The organism is Chitinophaga caseinilytica (assembly GCF_038396765.1).
GTDB lineage: Bacteria > Bacteroidota > Bacteroidia > Chitinophagales > Chitinophagaceae > Chitinophaga > Chitinophaga caseinilytica.
On the sequence record NZ_CP150096.1, the window covers coordinates 3,892,456 to 3,911,446 of the forward strand.

Here is an 18,991-nt window from a genome sequence, read left to right on the forward strand (position 1 = left end):
TCCGGACGATCTGTGCCCTGCGGCTAATCCCCCGCAGCGACGGCGTTTGCCTTTAAATTAATTGCTAAATCGTTTAATGTTATGAAGAAGAGCTATTCCACATCGAGGATGCGCGCGTGCCTGTACGGCATGCTGGCCCTCACCACCGCTTTGCCGGCCGGGGCCCGTGCAAATGCGGAACAGGGCGTGCTTGACAGAAAGCTCACCCTGTCTATCGAGCACGAAGCCTTCAGGGGCGTGCTGGAGAAGATCAGCCGCAAGGCCGACGTGAAATTCTCCTATACCCGCAACACGATCCCGGAGAAAGAAAAAGTTACTTTACGGGCGAAAGACGAAGCCCTGTCGAAAGTGTTCGACGAGCTGTTCCAGCCCTATAATATCAACTACGAAGCCATCGGCAGCCAGATCGTCCTGAAACGCCAGCGGATCGGCGCGATGGCCGGCGGCATGGAAGAGATGGACGAAGCCATCGCCGCGATGGCTTTCAAGAAAATCAGCGGTGTTGTCCGCGATGCGGTGACCAATGCCGCCATCCCCGGCGTAACGGTGGTGGTAAAAGGCAGCACCAAAGGCACTTCCAGCAACGGCGAAGGCCGCTTCGAAGTAGATGCCAACGAAGGCGACGTGCTCGTGTTCTCGGCCATCGGCTTCAAGTCGAAGGAAGTGACCGTTTCGGGGGAAAACAGTTATAACATTTCGCTGGAGACCGATGAAAAAGGGCTCGGTGAAGTGGTGGTGACGGCCCTCGGCGTGAAACGCTCGCCCCGTTCCCTCGGTTATGCCGTGCAGAACGTGAAAGGCAGCGAGATCACCATCGCACAGGCGCCTACGATCGCACAGGGCCTCATGGGCAAGGTGGCCGGCCTCCAGATCAGCAACGCCTCCGGCGGCGTGGAAGGTGGCTCCTCCCGCGTGGTGGTGCGCGGCAATACCACGCTCACCGGCGATAACCGCGCCATGGTGGTGGTAGACGGCGTCCCCATCAACAACGATCCCATCAACAACAACGGCCTCAACAACGGCGGCGGCGCGCTCGGGCTGAACAAAGGAGCGGACATCTCCGGTTATAACGACTGGGGCACCGGCCTGAACTTCATCAATCCGGAAGACATCGAAAGCGTGACCGTGCTCAAAGGCCCCGCGGCTTCGGCGCTCTACGGATCCCGCGGCGGCAACGGCGTGGTGATGGTAACCCGCAAGAAGGGCACGCAGCGCAAAGGGCTCGGCGTGGAATATTCCTACTCCGCCCGCAAAACCCAGGTCTATGAATACCTCGATTTCCAGAACGATTTCGGTTCAGGGCTCGTAGGCTCGCTGTGGACGGCCGACCAGCAGAAACAATTCCCCGTGAACGGCGCCGGCAAACGCTACCAGATCGGTACCTACACCGGCAGCTATGCGGCCGGCGACTATAAAACCGGCGCATACGGTATGCTGCCCTATAACAACAGCACCCAGGCCTGGGATCTCTTTTCCTTCCCCAGCGGCCTTTCCTGGGGCCCGAAGTTCGACAACCAGCCCATCCTCTGGTACGATGGCGTTGAGCGCCCGTATTCCGCGCAGCCCGACAACTGGAAGGCGTTCTTCCCCGACGGGAATGTAAACCAGCACAACGTTTCGCTTTCCGGTGGAGGCGAATACGGCACCATTCGCATTTCCTACACGCGAGACGATAGCAAGGCCAACATCCCCAATTCAAAATACAATACCAATACGTTCAACCTCGGTTCCAGCATCAAGGTGAGCAAGATTTTGACGGCGGATGTGACCGCCAGCTATATCAGCTACTACCGTTTGAATACGCCGCCGATCGGTTCCGGCAACTACCTCGCAGGGATGAGCTACGCCGCCACGCGCGATTACCGCCCCGATGTGGACAAGATGAACAACTTCACGCCGCAGGGCGCGCGCAGGGACGTGGGCAACTCCAGCAACTTCCCCGCCGGATCGCCCGCATATCCCTTCTATTCCTACATGACGAACGCCTGGTGGAACATCGAAAAGAACAACACCGAGCTTCGCCGTAACCAGCTGTTGGGCGGTATCCGCCTCACGGCCAACCTGACCGATTGGCTGACCCTCACCGGCCAGGGCAGCATCGATAATTCCAACGACGCTACCGAGATCCGCGAGTACCCGAAAAATATCCAGGGAACAGACGGCGCCTATCGCGAAGCCAATTCCCAGAACCTCAGCCGCAACCTTACTGCCATGGCCCGCATTCATAAAGAAGGGCTGGGTAACGGGGATTTCAACGCCAGCCTGACGGGTGGTGTGGAACAATTCTACCGGAAAGATTATACGGTGAGCGCATCCACCAAAGGTTTGCTGCTCAGTCCGTTCGTGTTTGCGCTGAAAAATGGTTCCGAAGTGCCCGATGCGCCGAGCGAAATCCGCTATCAGCAGAAGATCAACTCCACCTTCGGATTCCTCGACCTGTCGTTCCGCAATTATCTCTATTTGCAGATCACGGCGCGTAACGACTGGTCGTCGACCCTCGCCAGGGAATTCAACTCCTATTTCTATCCTTCCGCGAACCTCAGCTACGTATTCTCCGACGGCATTCCGGCCGTACGCGAAGCAATGCCCTGGCTGAGCTTCGGCAAGGTGAGCCTTTCCTACGCGGAAACGGGCAGTGGCACTACGCCTTTCAGCATCCACAACCTGCTGACCGTAAACAATATCAACGGACAGGCTTCCCAAACGTTCCAGAACGCGCTGAAGCTCCCCGACGTGAAGCCCCAACGCAGCCGTCAGTTCGAACTGGGCCTGCAGCTGGGATTCCTCGACAACAGGCTGAACGTGGAATTGACGGGCTACACGATGAAAACGTACGACCAGATCCTGGACGGTACCTTGCCGCAGTCTGCCGGGTTTACTTCCGTGGTGCTGAACCGCGGGTCCCTGGGGAACAAGGGGCTGGAACTGGTGATCAACGCAACGCCCGTTCGCACGAAGGATTTCTCCTGGACGATCGGTCTGAATGCTGCGCATAATACCAATAAAGTGCTGGCGCTGGATGAAGGGGTGGATAACCTCGGCATCGGTAACTTCTTCGGCGGCAGCGGTGTTTCCACCCGCCTGAAAGTGGGCGAAAGCTACGGTACGCTGTACGGCAAGGATTTCACTTACCTGAACGGAAAGAAAGTGCTGAAAAGGGCCGTGAACCCTCAATCGCAGCTGCCTTTGACCTACACGGTGAATGGTACAACCTACTATGCAGGCACACAATGGGTGCTGACGCCTTCCGAAGTGCCCATCGGCGATGTTACCCCGAAACTGACCGGCGGTATATCCAACACGTTCCGGTATAAGGACTTCTCCCTGTACGTACTGGCCGACGCGAAGATCGGTGGCGATACCTACTTCGGTACCTACGCCGCGGCAATGGGCAACGGCCTGCTGCAGGAAACCGTGAAAGAGCGCAATGGCGGCGGTGTGCCGCTGGTGTACCCTGATGGAACGCAATCCAACACCGGTATCGTTTTCGACGGGGTGTTCGCAGACGGGAAACAGAACACCGACGTGGTGGCAGCTCCCTGGTATTACCTCATGACTTACACTTCCTGGAACCACCTCGGTGTGCCGCGTTCCGCTTCGGTGTTCGAGAACTCGTGGATGAAGCTGCGTGAAACGGCGCTGACGTATCAGCTGCCCTACAACGTAGTGCGGAAAACGAAAGTACTCCAGGGATTGAGCGTGTCGCTCATCGGCCGCGACCTGTTCTACATTTTCACCACCATTCCGAAAGGGCTGAACCCCGAAGGCGTGAACGGTATCGGGAACCAACAGGGTATCGAATACTCTTCCATGCCGCGGATCCGTTCCTTCGGTTTCACCGTGAAAGCATCCCTCTAATCTCAAAACGAAAAGCACATGAAAAGCATCATATATAGTTTGCTGGCCTGCGGGCTCCTGATCGGGGGCGGTTCTTGCAGGAAGGGGTTCGAAGATCTGAACAGACCTTACAGCGACGCAGACGAAAGCAGGATCAATATCCCAGGGTTGTATAACGGACTGGTGGAATCGTTCACCAAATATGGCGACGATGCGCTCAATGTGAGCCTCCTGTATCCCATCACCAATCAACAGGCCTATCAGAATACCCTCGCGCCGTACGTGAACTACGCCGGCGGTTTCTGGGGGAACTATTATCCCGCGCTGCACAACTACCGCGCGCTCATCCGGCTCATCGATCAGCAGCCCGACGCGGCTTCTTTCTCGAACGTGCGTTATATGGCCACTATTCTGCTGGCTTCCCGTACGCTGCGGATGGTCGATTATTACGGGGATATTCCCTACAGCAAAGCCGTGAGCGCGGCAGACGGGCCGGCGTTCTTCCGCGTGCCGTACGATAAGCAGGCCGATATTTACAAAAGCGTGCTGGCTGATCTGAAAACCGCTACGGACGGGCTTACCACCGCTGCCGGCCAAACCAGCATCGGCGCGTCGGAAAGCTTCCTGAAAAACGACATCGATGCCTGGCGCAAGTTCGGCAACGCCCTGCGCCTCCGGTATGCGGTGCGGTTGTACAATAAGGAAAACGCGCTGTCTGGCCAGATCATTACCGATATCATCGGCGGCAACAAACCCTTGCCCAATAACCAGAACGTAGCGGCTACCGATATCTGGAAAGACAATTTCGGCCTCTGGCCCAATAACTTCTCGAACGCCGGCACCTTCGCCGCGCTCGACGCCAAGTGGAATTCCTACGCTGAACTGTCTATCTCCAACATGCGGATGAGCAGCAACGTATGGCAGCAGATGTCGTCCAGCAACGATTCCAGCGGAGCAGGTATTTTCGACCCGCGCTGCAAGGTGTTCTATATGACCAGCAACCGCGACAAATGGGCGCCGCAGCCGCAAGACGGATCGCAGCCCGAAGGCGGAAGGCCGTACGAAGGGGGATGACGGTGCGCCGGCCTATCGGTACGGACATCGCCAATAAATTCTCCTGCGTGAACCTCTACATGGCGGCAGACCGCGTTTACCAGCCGATCCTCATCATTACCGAAGCCGACGTCCATTTGCTGAAAGCGGAAATTTATCAGCGCGGGATGGGCGTTGCGAAGGATATCGTGAAAGCGAAAGCCGAGTACGAAGCCGGTTTGCGCTCGTCCGTAGAATTCTGGTACGGTTATGCGAACAATTCCCCGTTCTGGGGCACCAAGCCCGCTGCGCCGACCGTTCTGCAGATGACGGCTTTCCTGACCAATCCGAAAGTGCTGTACAACGGGGCGAACGATGCCGACGCATTGCGCAAGATCGCCACGCAGGCATGGCTGGCCACGATGTTCCAACCCTGGGAAGCCTGGGCCATCGTCAGGAGGACCGGCCTCACGCCCAAAGACCCGAACTACGCGCCGAGTGTGGTGAACAAACTGCCTTACCCGGACGATGAAAATATCAATAACCACGAAAACTGGCAGGCGGCTACCGGCGGTGCGAGCCCTGGCCAGCAGGTATTGCAAAAAATCTACTGGATGCCTTAATTGAGCAACCCGGTCGAATATGGAGCACTGACAGGCCGTCTGCGTTTGCAGGCGGCCTTTTTTCTTATCGGGCGGAAAAAGATGCCAAACCACTAACAGGAAAATGAAATTTTTCCGATATTAGTATTGATAAAGCGTATAATTCACGCTTTATTTTTGCCGGTTATATGCAAACGATTGCACTGAAATGGTGAGAGCCGGCTACAGAAAAGATTCCACGGGATGAGAACGATGCCATTTTTCCCATCGTAACATCCGCTTCCACGATACCGCTCCCCCGGGAGGGCATGCCTATTTGCCCGTTCAGTTCCGGCGGCACGCAGCGGCACGTCTGCAGTTCACACGTAATGCCATGCGGTAAACGCATGCGCCTAACGCTATGACTGTATGACCTATTATGCACATACCAGCTTTCCACGCCGCAGATGCAGGAGCCCCGCAGCTCCGGCAAACCTTCTTTTGCCCGCAGGGCGCATTCCTTCCCATTATTTCCAGTTTTTAAAAATTCCATGTATGAAAATGTTCTTCATGCCACCATCGATCGGGCGCCAGCGTTTCGGCGCGATCGTGGCCGGCCTGTTCCTCATGCTGCTGCCGTTGCTGACGGAGGCCCAGCAGCGCAGTATTACCGTCAAAGGCCTTGTCGCCAACCAGCAGGGCGATGGCCTGCCCGGCGCGGCGGTGGGCGTTCGCGGATCGTCGGAAGGCGTGGCCACGAAGGAAGACGGTTCCTTTTCCATCCGCGTGCCGGAAAACAGCATATTGCGCATTTCCTATGTTGGTTTCGTGACGCAGGAGGTGAATATCGGCACCTCGGCACCGGAAAACCTCCGCATCACCCTGTCGGCCGACAAAGGCGATCTCAACGAAGTGATCGTGGTGGGATATGGTAAACAGAAGAAATCGGACGTTACCGGTTCCATCGTTTCCATCAACGAACAAACCCTCAAACAAACGCCTGTCAACAATATCAGCGCCGCCCTGCAAGGACAGGCCGCCGGCGTCGATATTCAGAAAGGCGGCGGCAACAGCAAGCCCGGTGCCGCCCCGCGCATCCTCATCCGCGGCAACCGCTCGCTCAACGCCTCCAACGATCCGCTGTTCGTGGTAGACGGTATTCCGTACAACGGCAATATCAACGACCTGAACCAGGACGATGTAGTGTCCGTCGAAGTGCTGAAAGACGCCTCCGCCACGGCGATCTACGGTTCCCGCGGCGCCAACGGCGTGATCCTCATCTCCACCCGCCGCGGTAAATCCGGCAAGGCGCGCGTCACCTACAGCGGATATGCAGGCATCGTGAAACCCCGCGGGAAATTCCCGGTGATGAACGGGGAGGAGTTCTTCCGTTTCAAACAATGGGCGAAGTACTGGGGCGCCATCGGCACCGCGGGCGCCTATACCGGCATCGACGATCCGCGCCTCAACCAGGCGGGCGAAGAATTCACGCCCACGGAAATCGATAATTACAAAGCAGGAAAAGGCACCGACTGGCAAGATCTCATCTATCACACCGGCACCACTACCGACCACCAGATCGGCATCAGCGGCGGCAGCGAATCCACCCAGTACGCCCTTTCCGGCGCGTATTTCCGCGAAACGGGGATTTATTACGGCCAGTCTTTCGAGCGGTATTCGCTCAAAGCCACCGTAGACCACGCTTTCAGCAACAAGCTCAAGCTCGGGATCAGCTCGCTCAACAACTACAGCGTTACCATGGGCGAAAGCAACAACCCCATGAGCCAGGCACTCCGCGCCAATCCGCTCGCATCGCCGTACGACTCCACCGGTACGCTCGTGGGTTTCGTGATCGGCAACGCCAACCAGGTGTGGAACCCGCTCGCCAACGAAGTCCCCAACGCGGTAACGGAACGCCGTAAACGGTTCGGCACCTTCACCAACCTGTTCCTCGACTACGAATTCATTCCCGGTCTCAAATACCGGTTCAACGCCGGCGCGGAAATCCGTTCAGACCTTTACGGCAGCTTCTCGGCCAGCAATACCACTTATAATTTGGGGGCATTGTCGCGGTCAACGAACCAGAACCGTCTGTCTACCAACTATACGCTCGAAAACATTCTCACCTACGAGAAAACCTTCGCGCAGAAGCACCGCCTGCATGCCACGGCGGTATACAGTTACCAGCAGTCCAACTATCAACGGAACGATTTTACGAACAACAACGTACCGGGCGATTTTCTCGAGTATTTCGCGCCGCAGTTCGCGCAAAACCACACGGGAACGGGCGAGCAGGAGCAATGGAGCATCATTTCGTATATGGGGCGTGTCAATTATGGGTACGACAACCGTTACCTGCTGACGCTGACCATGCGGTCCGACGGCTCGTCGAGGCTGGCGCCGGGGAACCATTTCCAGATATTCCCATCCGCTTCCGCAGCCTGGAACATCTCCAACGAAGCCTTCCTGCGCGGCAATTCCACCATCAACGCGCTGCGCCTCATCGCTTCTTACGGCAGAACGGGCAATACGGCCATCGATCCTTACCAGACATTGGGCAGCCTGCGCGATGTGCGCTACAATTACGGGCCAGACCAGACTGCCATCGGCGCCTATCTCAACACGATCCCCAATCCCAACCTCACCTGGGAATATACCGCCACCACGAACCTCCGCCTGGAATTCGGGCTGTGGAATAACCGGATTAGCGGCTCGGCGGAAGTCTACAAACAAAACACGAGCGACCTGCTGCTCCCTAAAACCCTGCCGCCCACCTCGGGCATTCCCGAACCGATTTTGCTGAACGTAGGGAAAACGGAAAACAAAGGGCTGGAAATCCAGATCAACACGCAGAACATCGTGGCGCGCTCGCGGGACAACTTCGGATGGAGCACCGACATGAATTTCTTTATGAACCGCGGCAAGATCGTGGAACTTTCGGAAGGCGTGATCAACGACATCGCCAACGGCCGCTTCGTAGGCCAGCCGATCGGCGTGTATTACGACCTCGTGCTCGACGGTATCTGGCAGAATACGCCGGGAGACAGCGCCTGGGCCCGCGAATACAAGCAAACGCTTACCGGCAACGGTTCCGTGATCGGGAATATCCGGTATAAAGACATCAACGGCGATAAGAAAATGAACTCCGACGACCGTACGTTCATCGGTTCCCCGCAGGCCAGCTGGCAGGGCGGGATGACGAACCGGTTTACCTTCAAGGGTTTCGACCTGACCGTTTCCGCGTTCGCGCGGATGGGCGGGATGATTTCCAGCAACCTGCACAAAAGCGGCAACGCCTTCGTTCACACCTATCAAAGCAATTACAACAACCTCCGCGTGAATTACTGGACGCCCGAAAACGGCGAAACCCGGTATCCCAAGCCCAACGCCAACAATACCAACGCACCGAACGTAAGCCTGCTCAGTTATTTCGACGGGTCGTTCGTGAAAATACGCAGTATCGGCCTGGGCTACACGCTTTCGCCGGCGGTGCTCAAGCGCATCGGGCTGGGGAACCTGCGGATTTATTCCACCGTGGAAGATCCGTTCATCGTGTATTCGCCTTTCGTGAAGAAATACGGCGGCCTCGATCCGGAAACGGCGGGGAACCTCGCTGCGGATACGCCGCCCGTTTGGTCTGCCGTGTTTGGTGTGAACGTAACCTTCTAACCTGAAAAAATCGAACCATGAAAAAATATGCAATGATCCTCGCCGCGGCGATCGCTGTTGCGGGATGTAAAGATAAACTGAAGGAACAGCCGCATGCCCTCATCACGCCGGAGTTCCTGAAAACCGCGCAGGGCTTCCAGTTGACGTATGACGCCTGTTATGCGGGCGGCCGGACGGTTTGGGGGACGATGGACTTCTTCTTCCTGACCGTTCCGGGAACGGATGAATTCATTTCCGGGAAAGACGGCGGCAGCGACCTGAACCGCTACGCAAGCGGCTACACGCCATCCACCGGCACGATGAACAACCTGTGGCGGCCCGTCTATCAATATATCAACAACTGCAACGGGCTGATCAGCGCTGCTCCCAATGTGAAAGGGATAGATGCAGATAAGAAGAAACGGATGGTGGCGGAAGTGAAGTTCCTCCGGGCGAATTATTACTTCCAGCTGGTACAGCAGTTCGGCGACCTGACCGTGTCCACCGAATTCAATACCCTGCCCAAAACCAGTGCAGACCGGCATCCGGTGGCGGCGGCCTACGACCTGATCGTCGCCGACCTTACGGAAGCGATCAACACCCTGCCCGCAGGCCCGGGCGTAGACGGCGTTTTGCCCGGAAAGGCGCACAAGGCGGCGGCGATGCACGTGTTGTCGAAAGTATTGCTCACCCGTGGCTACAGCAAAGCCGCGAAGCCCGACGATTTCACGAAAGCGGCGGAATGGGCGACGAAGCTCATTAACGACGTGGCGCCCCAGGCGGGCCTATCGCTGCAGGAAGATTTCGGGAATGTATTCAAGGAGGGGAACGAGGCGAACAGCGAGGTGATCTGGACCGTCCAGCACACGGCGAACCTCCCGTACAACGGGCCCAACAACAGCAGCGGGCACGACAATATCCTGAACCACCTCTGGGTGCCGAAATATGAAGACCTCGACGGTATGCAGCGCGACACCAAGTACGGTAGGCCCTACATCCGCGTGGTGCCTACCCGCTGGCTGACGGATACCGTTTTCAGGGAAAGGACGAACGATACCCGCTACCGTAAAACCTTCCAGACCATGTGGATCAGCAACAACGGCGCGAAACTGCCCAAATGGCCCAGTCCGCTGCCCCCGGGAGCCCCTGCAGGTGCGGTTTCCGGCCAGCCGAAATTCCAGGTGGGCGACACCGCGATCTGGATGCCGGGGTACGATGTGACTGACGCGCAGATCAAGGCGGCGCCGTATACCCTTATTCCGCCGCGCAAATATTCCACTTCCATGAGCCCGGCGATGACGAAATATTACGACACCAAACGGCAGGATATGAACTATCCTTCCATCCGTTCCGTGATCGTGTACCGGCTCGCGGATACCTACCTCATTGCCGCGGAAGCGTTGCTGAAAGCCGGCAGGGCAGGAGAGGCGCTGCCGTATATCAACGCTATCCGCCGCAGGGCCGCCTTCCCGACGGGGAATGCCGCCGCCATGGAGATCACGCTGGCGGATCTGAATCTCGATTTCATCCTCGACGAGCGCTCCCGCGAACTGTGCGGCGAGCTTACGCGCTGGCCCGACCTCGTGCGCACGGGCAAGTTGCTGGAAAGGATCGTGCTGCACAATACCGACGGGCAAAAGAACATTCAGCCGAGGCACGTGCTGAGGCCGATACCGCAGGCGCAGATAGACGCCACTACTACCGGGCCGAAATATCCCCAGAATCCCGGCTGGGAAGATTTGTGATTACATTGTAAAAAGCAAAAAAAGATCCGCCCGATTCCGGGCGGATCAATTTTTTTACGTTTGGTTCGGGTGGTGAGGCGATCAGCGCGTGGCGGGCACTTTCTGCGTAGTGACGCGCTGCATGTACTTACGGGCGAAATGCGCCAGTAATACCACGGAAGCGATGCATAGACATGCGAGTTTGAATAGTAGACCGGTTTTCATAGGTATAGGGATTATAAGTTTACGAAAGGTGAAAAATCGAAGGGAAGATGGCTTCAGGACATCGCCCGCCAGGATTCCAGGTGCCTGGAAAACCCGATGCAGGTGTCTTTCAACCGGCGCATATCGCGCTGCTCACGTCTGACAAGTAGCACTACGATCAAGGCGATCAGTAAAACAGATACGACGATACCAATAAATACAGTTTTCATCAGGATATCTATTTAATAATGACAGGATAGATTTGCCGTATTCCGGTGTAAATATAGATATTTTAATTATATAAAATATTATTTGAATGGAAATTTTGTTGACATCGAATTCACCGGGAAAACGTTCAAAAAAATATACATTTTTTGATAACGTGTTATGATACGAACGGGGGATTTTGCCGCTGCGGTGCGGGCGCAGCAGGGTGACAGTGGGGAACAGGGGGCGTGGATAATGTTACTTCCTGTTGAAAACCAATGCAGAAGGTATGGTGCATAAAATCTACTTGGCATATTCCGCGAATCCTTTATTTTTGCCAACGACCGGGTTTTGCTAAAAGATTTAGTAAGGGGCCGGGGTCAACTCCACCCCAACGGTTTAATCATCAACAGGTTAACAGTCAGACTTATGGCAGAAAACAAAGAGTTGTTCAACACCTATACGGAGGATTCCATCCGCTCGCTCGATTGGCGCGAGCACATCCGCCTCCGTCCGGGTATGTATATCGGCAAACTGGGAGACGGCAGCAGTCAGGACGATGGCATCTACATCCTGATCAAGGAGGTGGTAGACAATAGCATCGACGAGCATATGATGGGCTTCGGCAAGCAGATAGACATCAAGGTGACGGAACACGCCGTGACGGTGCGCGACTATGGCCGGGGCGTGCCCCTGGGCAAGGTGGTGGACGTAGTGAGCAAGATCAACACCGGCGCGAAGTACGATAGCAAAGCATTCCAGAAATCAGTGGGGCTGAACGGCGTGGGTACAAAGGCGGTCAACGCCCTGTCCAGCTACTTCAAAATCTCCTCCATGCGCGACGGCCGCGTGAAAGTGGCCGAATTCGAGCGGGGCGTGCTTACCAAGGAACATAAGGAAGCCGAAACCAAAGAAGGCAACGGCACGCTCGTGACCTTTACGCCGGACGATACCGTTTTCAAAAACTATCACTACATCCCCGACTTCCTGGAGAACCAGATATGGAACTACTGCTTCCTGAACGCGGGGCTCACCATCAACTTCAACGGCCAGAAATACCTGTCCAAAAACGGGCTGCTGGATTTGCTGCAACGCAAAACCACGGCCGACGATCTGCGCTATCCCATCATCCACCTGAAAGGGGAAGATATTGAAGTGGCCATCACCCACGAGAACCAATACGGCGAAGAATATTACTCTTTCGTGAACGGGCAGCACACCACCCAGGGCGGTACGCACCTGGCGGCGTTCCGCGAAGCGTTCGTGAAAACCCTGCGCGATTTCTATAAAAAGGATTACGACGCAACCGACATCCGGGCGTCTATCTGCGCGGCCATCGCCGTGCGCGTGCAGGAGCCCGTGTTCGAAAGCCAGACCAAAACCAAGCTCGGATCGCTGACGGTCTCCGAAGGTGGACAGTCGATGAAAGCCTTCGTGCTGGAATTCCTCAGCAAACAGCTCGACGATTACCTGCACAAGAACCCCGCCGTCGCCGAATCCCTCAAGAAACGCATCGAGCAAAGCGAGCGGGAGCGGAAAGAACTGGCCGGCATCAAGAAACTCGCCAACGAGCGCGCCAAAAAAGCGAACCTCCATAACCGCAAACTGCGCGACTGCCGGTTCCATCTCAACGAAGAAGCCACCGGCAAACATAAAGACGAGCAGGAAACCAAACAGCGGGAAACCACCATCTTCATCACGGAGGGCGACTCCGCGAGCGGTTCCATCACCAAGTCCCGCAACGTGGAAACCCAGGCCGTATTCAGCCTCCGCGGTAAACCGCTGAACTGTTACGGGCTGTCGAAAAAGATCGTGTATGAGAACGAGGAGTTCAACCTCCTCCAGCACGCCCTCAATATTGAAGAAGGGCTCGACGGCCTGCGGTACAACAACATCGTCATCGCCACCGATGCCGACGTAGACGGTATGCACATCCGCCTGCTCATGCTCACGTTCTTCCTGCAGTTCTTCCCCGACCTGGTGAAGAACGGGCATATCTACATCCTGGAAACGCCCCTGTTCCGCGTCCGTAACAAGCAGCAAACCATTTACTGCTATAGCGAAGAAGAGAAACAGAAAGCGGTGAGGAAACTGGGCAACAAACCGGAGATCACCCGATTTAAAGGTTTGGGCGAGATCAGCCCGGAAGAATTCGGGCAGTTCATCGGCGACGATATGCGCAAATCGCCCATCATCCCGTCGCAGGAAATGCCGGTCGCCAAAATGCTGGAATATTACATGGGCAAGAACACCCAGCACCGTCAGGATTTCATCATCAGCAATCTCCGGCTGGAGAAAGACCTGGTGGAAGAAACGGCGGAAGCGTAATTATAAAGAAGAAGACGAATACCGACAATGATATTGCATATTGTATTCGGGCAGTCGAGCGTCGCCAACCTGAAAGCGGCCTTCGAGCTGGACCCGCAACTGGAAGGGGAGATTTTGAGTTACGAGGACGATCTGGCCGTGGGCCCGCTCTTCATCCTCGACACGCCAGACGGGCGCGTTGCGCGCCGCGACTGGTGGAACGCCCTGCAAGACATTACCCTGCCGCCGCCGGCAGAAGGGGAGCAGGTCCCCGTGCCGGAAGATCCCGTTCGCAGCCTCAAGGCACGCCTGCGCGAGGAAGAGGAACTGGTGATCTGGATATGGGCGGGCCAAAACCCGACCGACGTTTGCGGGTATTACTGGCTGATCAGTCAGCTCGACCGCTTTTCGGGCCGCATCCACCTCATCTATCTCAACAATCTGCCTTTCCTCAACGAGAAGAACGGCGTGTTTTACCCTACGCACCTCAGCCAGATATTGCCGAAAGAATACCTGAAGGCAAAAAAACTGGCGCGGGAAGTGTCGCTGGCAGAATTCGAGCTGGATGGCGACGAGTGGCGCCGGTTGATGAACGAGAACGCAGGGGTACGGCTGCTGGAAGGCGGAAAGAAGATCCGCGGAGAGGCGGCCACGTATTACGATAAAGAGCTGCTGGCTGCCACGGGCAAGGAGTTCGCGAAAGCGGGCAAATCGGCCTCGGCGGTGATCGGCAAAATGAAATATCCCGTGATGGACCATTACCTGAACTGGCGGTTGAAAGAACTGGTGAAGGAAGGGAAACTGGAAGCGCGCGGGGAGCTGAAGACATTAAAAGATTACGAGATCAGGCAACCGGGCGGCGGAGGAGAATCCGAAGCGGCAGCACCGGAAACCGCAGAAAATGCATAACGATGGCACAGCCGGATATACAGCCGTTGCGGCAGATAGGGAAAGATGACCGCGGAAGCGGATATGAATGGGAAAGTTTCCGTACCGGGACATTCCTCCTCTGTTACCGTAACGCCGGCAGCAGCAGCGGACAGCATTATCACCAGGGGAAATCCGATTACAAGAACCCCGAGATCCTGTACCTCCTGAGCGGCACCGCGGAACTCCACTGGTGCCCGCTCGAAGAATCCGAAATCCGGATGGATACGATCGTGGCGCCGGCCAGGGTGGAAATTCCCATCAATATCTGGCACCAGCTGATCGCCGTCACCGATTGTTCCTTCATCGAACTGAATACCCTCAACGACGTGCACATCGATTCCGTGCGCGTTTGGCGGGAAGATTTCGAGGCCGGGAAACGTTAGTTTTTACTTTTCTGAATCAAGCATATGAGCAATACACAAGAAACACCGGACGAATCACTGCATGGCGCAGCGCACGTAGACGAGAAATACAAGGACTGGTTCCTGGACTACGCCTCGTACGTTATCCTGGAGCGCGCGGTGCCTGGCGTGGAAGACGGGCTCAAACCCGTTCAGCGCCGCATCATGCACGCCATGAAGGAAATGGACGACGGGCGTTTCAACAAGGTGGCCAACGTGATCGGGCAAACTATGCAGTACCACCCGCATGGAGACGCCTCCATCAGCGACGCCATCGTGAACCTCGGTCAGAAAGAACTGCTGATCGATATGCAGGGCAACTGGGGCGACGTGCGCACGGGCGACGATGCCGCCGCCGCCAGGTACATCGAGGCTCGCCTTTCGAAATTTGCGCTGGAAGTTGCTTTCAACGGCAAAACCACCGAATGGCAGCTGAGCTACGACGGTCGTAAGAACGAGCCGCTCGCACTGCCGATGAAATTCCCCCTGCTGCTCGCACAGGGCGCGGAAGGCATCGCCGTGGGCCTCAGCACCAAAATCCTCCCGCATAACTTCACCGAACTGATAGACGCCTCCATCAAATATCTCCGCGGAAAGAAATTCGAGCTGTATCCCGATTTTCTCACCGGCGGCATGATCGACGTGGCCAACTACAACGACGGTAAACGCGGCGGGAAAGTCCGCGTCCGCGCCCATATCGAGGAGAAAGACAAGAAGACCCTCCTCATCAAGGACGTACCGTATGGCGTTACCACCACCGGCCTCATGGATTCCATCGTGAAAGCCAATGACAACGGCAAGATCAAGATCAAGAAAGTGATCGACAATACCGCCGCCGATGTGGAGATCGAAGTGCAGCTGGCACCCGGTATTTCGCCGGACATCACCATCGACGCGTTGTACGCCTTCACGGACTGCGAAGTGTCCATCTCCCCGAACGCCTGCGTGATCGTCGAAGACAAGCCCCTTTTCCTCGGGGCTTCCGACCTGCTGCGGCGCTCAGTCGATTTCACGAAACACCTCCTGCAACGGGAACTCGAGATCCGCCTCGCCGAGCTCGAAGAAAAATGGCACTACACTTCCCTCGAAAAAATCTTCTTCGAAAAAGGGATCTACAAAGAGCTGGAAGAAAAACATAAAGACTGGGAAGCCGTACTGGTAGCCATCGACAAGGGATTCACGCCCTACAAGAAGCAACTCAAGCGCGAAATTTCCCGCGAAGATATCGTGAAGCTCACCGAAAAACCGGTGCGCCGCATCTACCGCCTCGATATCAACGAACTGAACGAACAGATCAAAGGCATCGACGCCGATATCAAACAGGTAAAGCACGACCTCGCCAACCTGACCGATTTCGCGGTAGCTTACTTCGAAGGCCTCCTGAAAAAATACGGTAAAGGCCGCGAACGGAAAACCGAGATCAAAACCTTCGATACCATCCAGCAACAATCCGTCGCCATCGCCAACACCAAAATATACGTGAACCGGGCAGACGGGTTCATCGGCACCTCGCTCAAAAAGGACGAGTTCGTGGCCGATTGCTCCGATATCGACAATATCATCGTTTTTCGCCGCGACGGCGTGATGCTGGTCACCAAAGTGTCCGACAAAACATTCGTCGGCAAAGACATCATTCATGTGGACGTGTTCCGCAAGAACGATGAGCGCATGACCTACAACATGATCTACACCGACGGCAAAACCGGTTACAGCCTGGCCAAACGCTTCAACGTTACCGGTATCACCCGCGACAAGGAATATAATCTCGCCAAAGGCGAAAAAGGCTCCAAAGTGCATTATTTCACCGCAAACGCCAACGGCGAAGCGGAAGTGGTAACGGTGAAGCTCAGCGCCAATTGCGCCGCCAAGAAGAAGGAATTCGATTTCTATTTCGAGACCATTCCCATCAAAGGCCGCAGCTCCATGGGCAACGTGGTGACCAAATGGCCCATCCGCTCCGTGAAGTTCAAAGAGAAAGGCGTTTCCACCCTCAGCGGACTGAAAATCTGGTACGATGATGCCGTGGGCCGCCTGAACACCGACCAGCGCGGGGTGTTCGTAGGCTCGTTCGAAGGGGAAGACAAGATCGTCGTGTTTTACAAAAACGGGACGTACGAACTGACGAACTTCGAGCTGACGAACCGGTTCGATGCGGAACAGGCCATGTACATCGAGAAATTCAACCCGGAAAGGATCGTTTCCACCGTATATTTCGATGCAGACAAGAAGCAGTATAACGTAAAACGCTTCAAGATCGAAACGCAGACCCTCAACAACAAGTTCTCCTTCATCAAGGAAGGCGCCCATAACCATGTAGAGCTGGTGACCACACAGGCAGAGCCCGTCGTGATCCTCCGGACAGGCAAGAAGCGCGACCCCGAAGAAGAAGAAATCTCCCTCCACGAAGCCTATGAAGTGACCGGCTGGCGCACCGTAGGTAACAAGATCGCCGGAGACGATTTCGTGAACATCGAGCTCATCACCGAAGACGAAGAAGCCGAACAGGAAGAGGATGACGCCGGGAATGTACAGGGCGAATTATTCTGATAATCAATGATTTAGTATAAAGGCGCAAGGGCAGCGAAACCCTTGCGCCTTTTTTGTTTTTATCCAGTGAGACGTTTGGGACGAACGGATTGGCCGTATGCAGATTTACCGCTATATTCGGTAAGGGCTTACCAGCCCAACCTAACATTTTCAAACCTGTATTCTATTCCTGAACCCTGGAAATTTCGCCCATGAAGAAATCACCCCTTTTATTTCCATTGCTGGTGCTGGCGTTCTCGGCATCCGCGCAAAAATCGCCCAACAAACCTGCCAACATTTTCATGTCCAAATTGCCGAACGGTTTGGAACTATTGGTGCTGGAAGATCATTCCGTGCCGCTGGTAACCATTGAAATGGCCGTCCGCAACGGATCTTACACGGAAGACAACGAGTATAACGGCTTGTCGCACCTCTACGAGCACATGTTCTTCAAAGCCAATAAAGACATTCCCTCGCAGGAGAAATACCTCGAGCGCGTGCAGGAGCTCGGCATTTCGTTTAACGGCACCACCAGCCAGGAGCGCGTCAATTACTTTTTTACCCTCGGCAGCAAGGACCTCGACAATGGTCTCCGGTTCATGAACAGCGCCATCCGCTACCCGCTGTTTTTGCAGGAGGAAATGAAGAAGGAAAACCCCGTGGTAGACGGTGAGTTCCAGCGCGCGGAATCCAATCCCGCCTGGGCGCTGTTCGACAAGGTGAACCACAAAACCTGGGGCGCGCATTACTCCCGGAAGAACCCCATCGGCGACCACGATATCATCCTGACCGCCACGCCGGAGAAAATGCGCATCATCAAAGACAAATATTATTATCCCGATAATTCCATCCTCCTGATCGCCGGCGATGTAAAGCATGAAGATGTTTTTCGTCGCGCCAGGGAAGTGTTCGGGGATTGGAAAGCCGCCGGCTTCGATCCGTTCCAACGCTGGCCCATCCCTGAATTCGAAACGCTGAAAGGCAAAGACAGCCTGCATTTCGTGACGATCAGCCCCAACGCAAAAGTGCCTATTTTGCTGCAGGTGTGGCACGGGCCGGATACGCGCAACGATATCAAAGCCACACTGGTGGCCGACGTGTTTTCCTACATCCTGTCGCAGAAAAACTCCCGGTTCCAGAAAAACCTGATCGACAGCGGGTACGCCCTGAACGTGGGGATCAGTTATCAGACAGCGAAATTCGTGGGGCCGATCCAGGTTTTCTGCGTGCCGAACCCGGCGAAATTCAAGGAATCGTTCAAGGCGCTGGCAAGGGAAATCGCGCAGTTCGACAGCGACGATTATTTTACGGACGAGCAACTGGAAACCTCGAAGATCAAGCTGGCCAATAGCGAGAAATTCAATATGGAAGCCACCACCGACTACATCCATTCCCTGAGTTTCTGGTGGGCCTCGGCTACGCTGGATTATTATTTCGATTACATCGCCGAACTGAACAAGGTGACGCGTAAAGACATCCAGGATTATGTCCGCAAGTACATCAAAAACCAGCCTTCCGTGGCGGGTTTGCTGCTGAGCCCGGATATGCAGAAAGAATGGAACGTAACCGACCTGGACGCTTTATACCGCTAACC

At 55.6% G+C, this 18,991-nt stretch carries 11 protein-coding genes; 10 read left to right on the plus strand and 1 reads right to left on the minus strand.

Annotated elements, in window-relative coordinates:
- The first annotated feature begins 81 nt into the window (after window positions 1-81).
- From WJU22_RS15980 to WJU22_RS16000, 5 genes are all read left to right on the plus strand, one after another.
- Window positions 82-3,858 carry a SusC/RagA family TonB-linked outer membrane protein gene (locus tag WJU22_RS15980; protein ID WP_341839178.1) on the plus strand — a complete coding sequence of 1,259 codons (3,777 nt, stop codon included), beginning with the start codon at window positions 82-84 and terminating at the stop codon, window positions 3,856-3,858.
- Window positions 3,859-3,876: 18 nt separating this feature from the next.
- Window positions 3,877-4,911: a SusD/RagB family nutrient-binding outer membrane lipoprotein gene (locus WJU22_RS15985; RefSeq protein ID WP_341839179.1), complete on the plus strand. Its 1,035-nt coding sequence runs from the start codon at window positions 3,877-3,879 to the stop codon at window positions 4,909-4,911.
- Entirely contained in the window at window positions 4,908-5,492 is a 585-nt protein-coding gene (locus WJU22_RS15990) for a SusD/RagB family nutrient-binding outer membrane lipoprotein (protein ID WP_341839180.1), read from the plus strand. Before WJU22_RS15985 ends, WJU22_RS15990 begins: the two co-directional genes overlap by 4 nt.
- 513 nt (window positions 5,493-6,005) lie before the next feature.
- Window positions 6,006-9,119 (plus strand): TonB-dependent receptor, encoded by a 3,114-nt coding sequence (locus WJU22_RS15995; RefSeq protein ID WP_341839181.1) that lies wholly within the window; start codon window positions 6,006-6,008, stop codon window positions 9,117-9,119.
- Between the two features lie 17 nt (window positions 9,120-9,136).
- Entirely contained in the window at window positions 9,137-10,843 is a 1,707-nt protein-coding gene (locus WJU22_RS16000) for a RagB/SusD family nutrient uptake outer membrane protein (RefSeq protein WP_341839182.1), read from the plus strand.
- A gap of 81 nt (window positions 10,844-10,924) precedes the next feature.
- Here WJU22_RS16000 and WJU22_RS16005 read toward each other — a convergent pair whose 3' ends face one another.
- On the minus strand, window positions 10,925-11,047 hold the full coding sequence (locus WJU22_RS16005) for a hypothetical protein (protein ID WP_262707042.1): 123 nt from the start codon (window positions 11,045-11,047) through the stop codon (window positions 10,925-10,927).
- A 615-nt stretch (window positions 11,048-11,662) separates the two neighbouring features.
- Between WJU22_RS16005 and WJU22_RS16010 the strand changes: the two genes are divergently transcribed.
- The 5 genes from WJU22_RS16010 to WJU22_RS16030 all read left to right on the plus strand — a co-directional run bounded on the left by WJU22_RS16010 (window position 11,663) and on the right by WJU22_RS16030 (window position 18,989).
- Window positions 11,663-13,561 (plus strand): DNA topoisomerase IV subunit B, encoded by a 1,899-nt coding sequence (locus WJU22_RS16010; RefSeq protein ID WP_341839183.1) that lies wholly within the window; start codon window positions 11,663-11,665, stop codon window positions 13,559-13,561.
- A gap of 27 nt (window positions 13,562-13,588) precedes the next feature.
- Entirely contained in the window at window positions 13,589-14,449 is an 861-nt protein-coding gene (locus tag WJU22_RS16015; RefSeq protein ID WP_341839184.1) for a DUF1835 domain-containing protein, read from the plus strand.
- A 2-nt stretch (window positions 14,450-14,451) separates the two neighbouring features.
- The gene (locus WJU22_RS16020; RefSeq protein WP_341839185.1) at window positions 14,452-14,853 is read left to right on the plus strand and encodes a hypothetical protein; all 402 of its coding nucleotides are present in this window, start codon (window positions 14,452-14,454) and stop codon (window positions 14,851-14,853) included.
- 24 nt (window positions 14,854-14,877) lie between these two features.
- Entirely contained in the window at window positions 14,878-17,418 is a 2,541-nt protein-coding gene (locus WJU22_RS16025) for a DNA gyrase/topoisomerase IV subunit A (protein WP_341839186.1), read from the plus strand.
- 191 nt (window positions 17,419-17,609) lie between these two features.
- Complete coding sequence (locus WJU22_RS16030; RefSeq protein WP_341839187.1) at window positions 17,610-18,989, plus strand: pitrilysin family protein; 1,380 nt, start codon at window positions 17,610-17,612, stop codon at window positions 18,987-18,989.
- The last annotated feature ends 2 nt before the right edge of the window (window positions 18,990-18,991 follow it).

What these genes read in the sequence shown, in the direction of transcription:
- WJU22_RS15980 (WP_341839178.1), top strand. Translation starts at nt 82, where the DNA reads ATGAAGAAGAGCTATTCCACATCGAGGATGCGCGCGTGCCTGTACGGC.
- WJU22_RS15985 (WP_341839179.1), top strand. Translation starts at nt 3,877, where the DNA reads ATGAAAAGCATCATATATAGTTTGCTGGCCTGCGGGCTCCTGATCGGG.
- WJU22_RS15990 (WP_341839180.1), top strand. Translation starts at nt 4,908, where the DNA reads ATGACGGTGCGCCGGCCTATCGGTACGGACATCGCCAATAAATTCTCC.
- WJU22_RS15995 (WP_341839181.1), top strand. Translation starts at nt 6,006, where the DNA reads ATGAAAATGTTCTTCATGCCACCATCGATCGGGCGCCAGCGTTTCGGC.
- WJU22_RS16000 (WP_341839182.1), top strand. Translation starts at nt 9,137, where the DNA reads ATGAAAAAATATGCAATGATCCTCGCCGCGGCGATCGCTGTTGCGGGA.
- WJU22_RS16005 (WP_262707042.1), bottom strand. Translation starts at nt 11,047, where the DNA reads ATGAAAACCGGTCTACTATTCAAACTCGCATGTCTATGCATCGCTTCC.
- WJU22_RS16010 (WP_341839183.1), top strand. Translation starts at nt 11,663, where the DNA reads ATGGCAGAAAACAAAGAGTTGTTCAACACCTATACGGAGGATTCCATC.
- WJU22_RS16015 (WP_341839184.1), top strand. Translation starts at nt 13,589, where the DNA reads ATGATATTGCATATTGTATTCGGGCAGTCGAGCGTCGCCAACCTGAAA.
- WJU22_RS16020 (WP_341839185.1), top strand. Translation starts at nt 14,452, where the DNA reads ATGGCACAGCCGGATATACAGCCGTTGCGGCAGATAGGGAAAGATGAC.
- WJU22_RS16025 (WP_341839186.1), top strand. Translation starts at nt 14,878, where the DNA reads ATGAGCAATACACAAGAAACACCGGACGAATCACTGCATGGCGCAGCG.
- WJU22_RS16030 (WP_341839187.1), top strand. Translation starts at nt 17,610, where the DNA reads ATGAAGAAATCACCCCTTTTATTTCCATTGCTGGTGCTGGCGTTCTCG.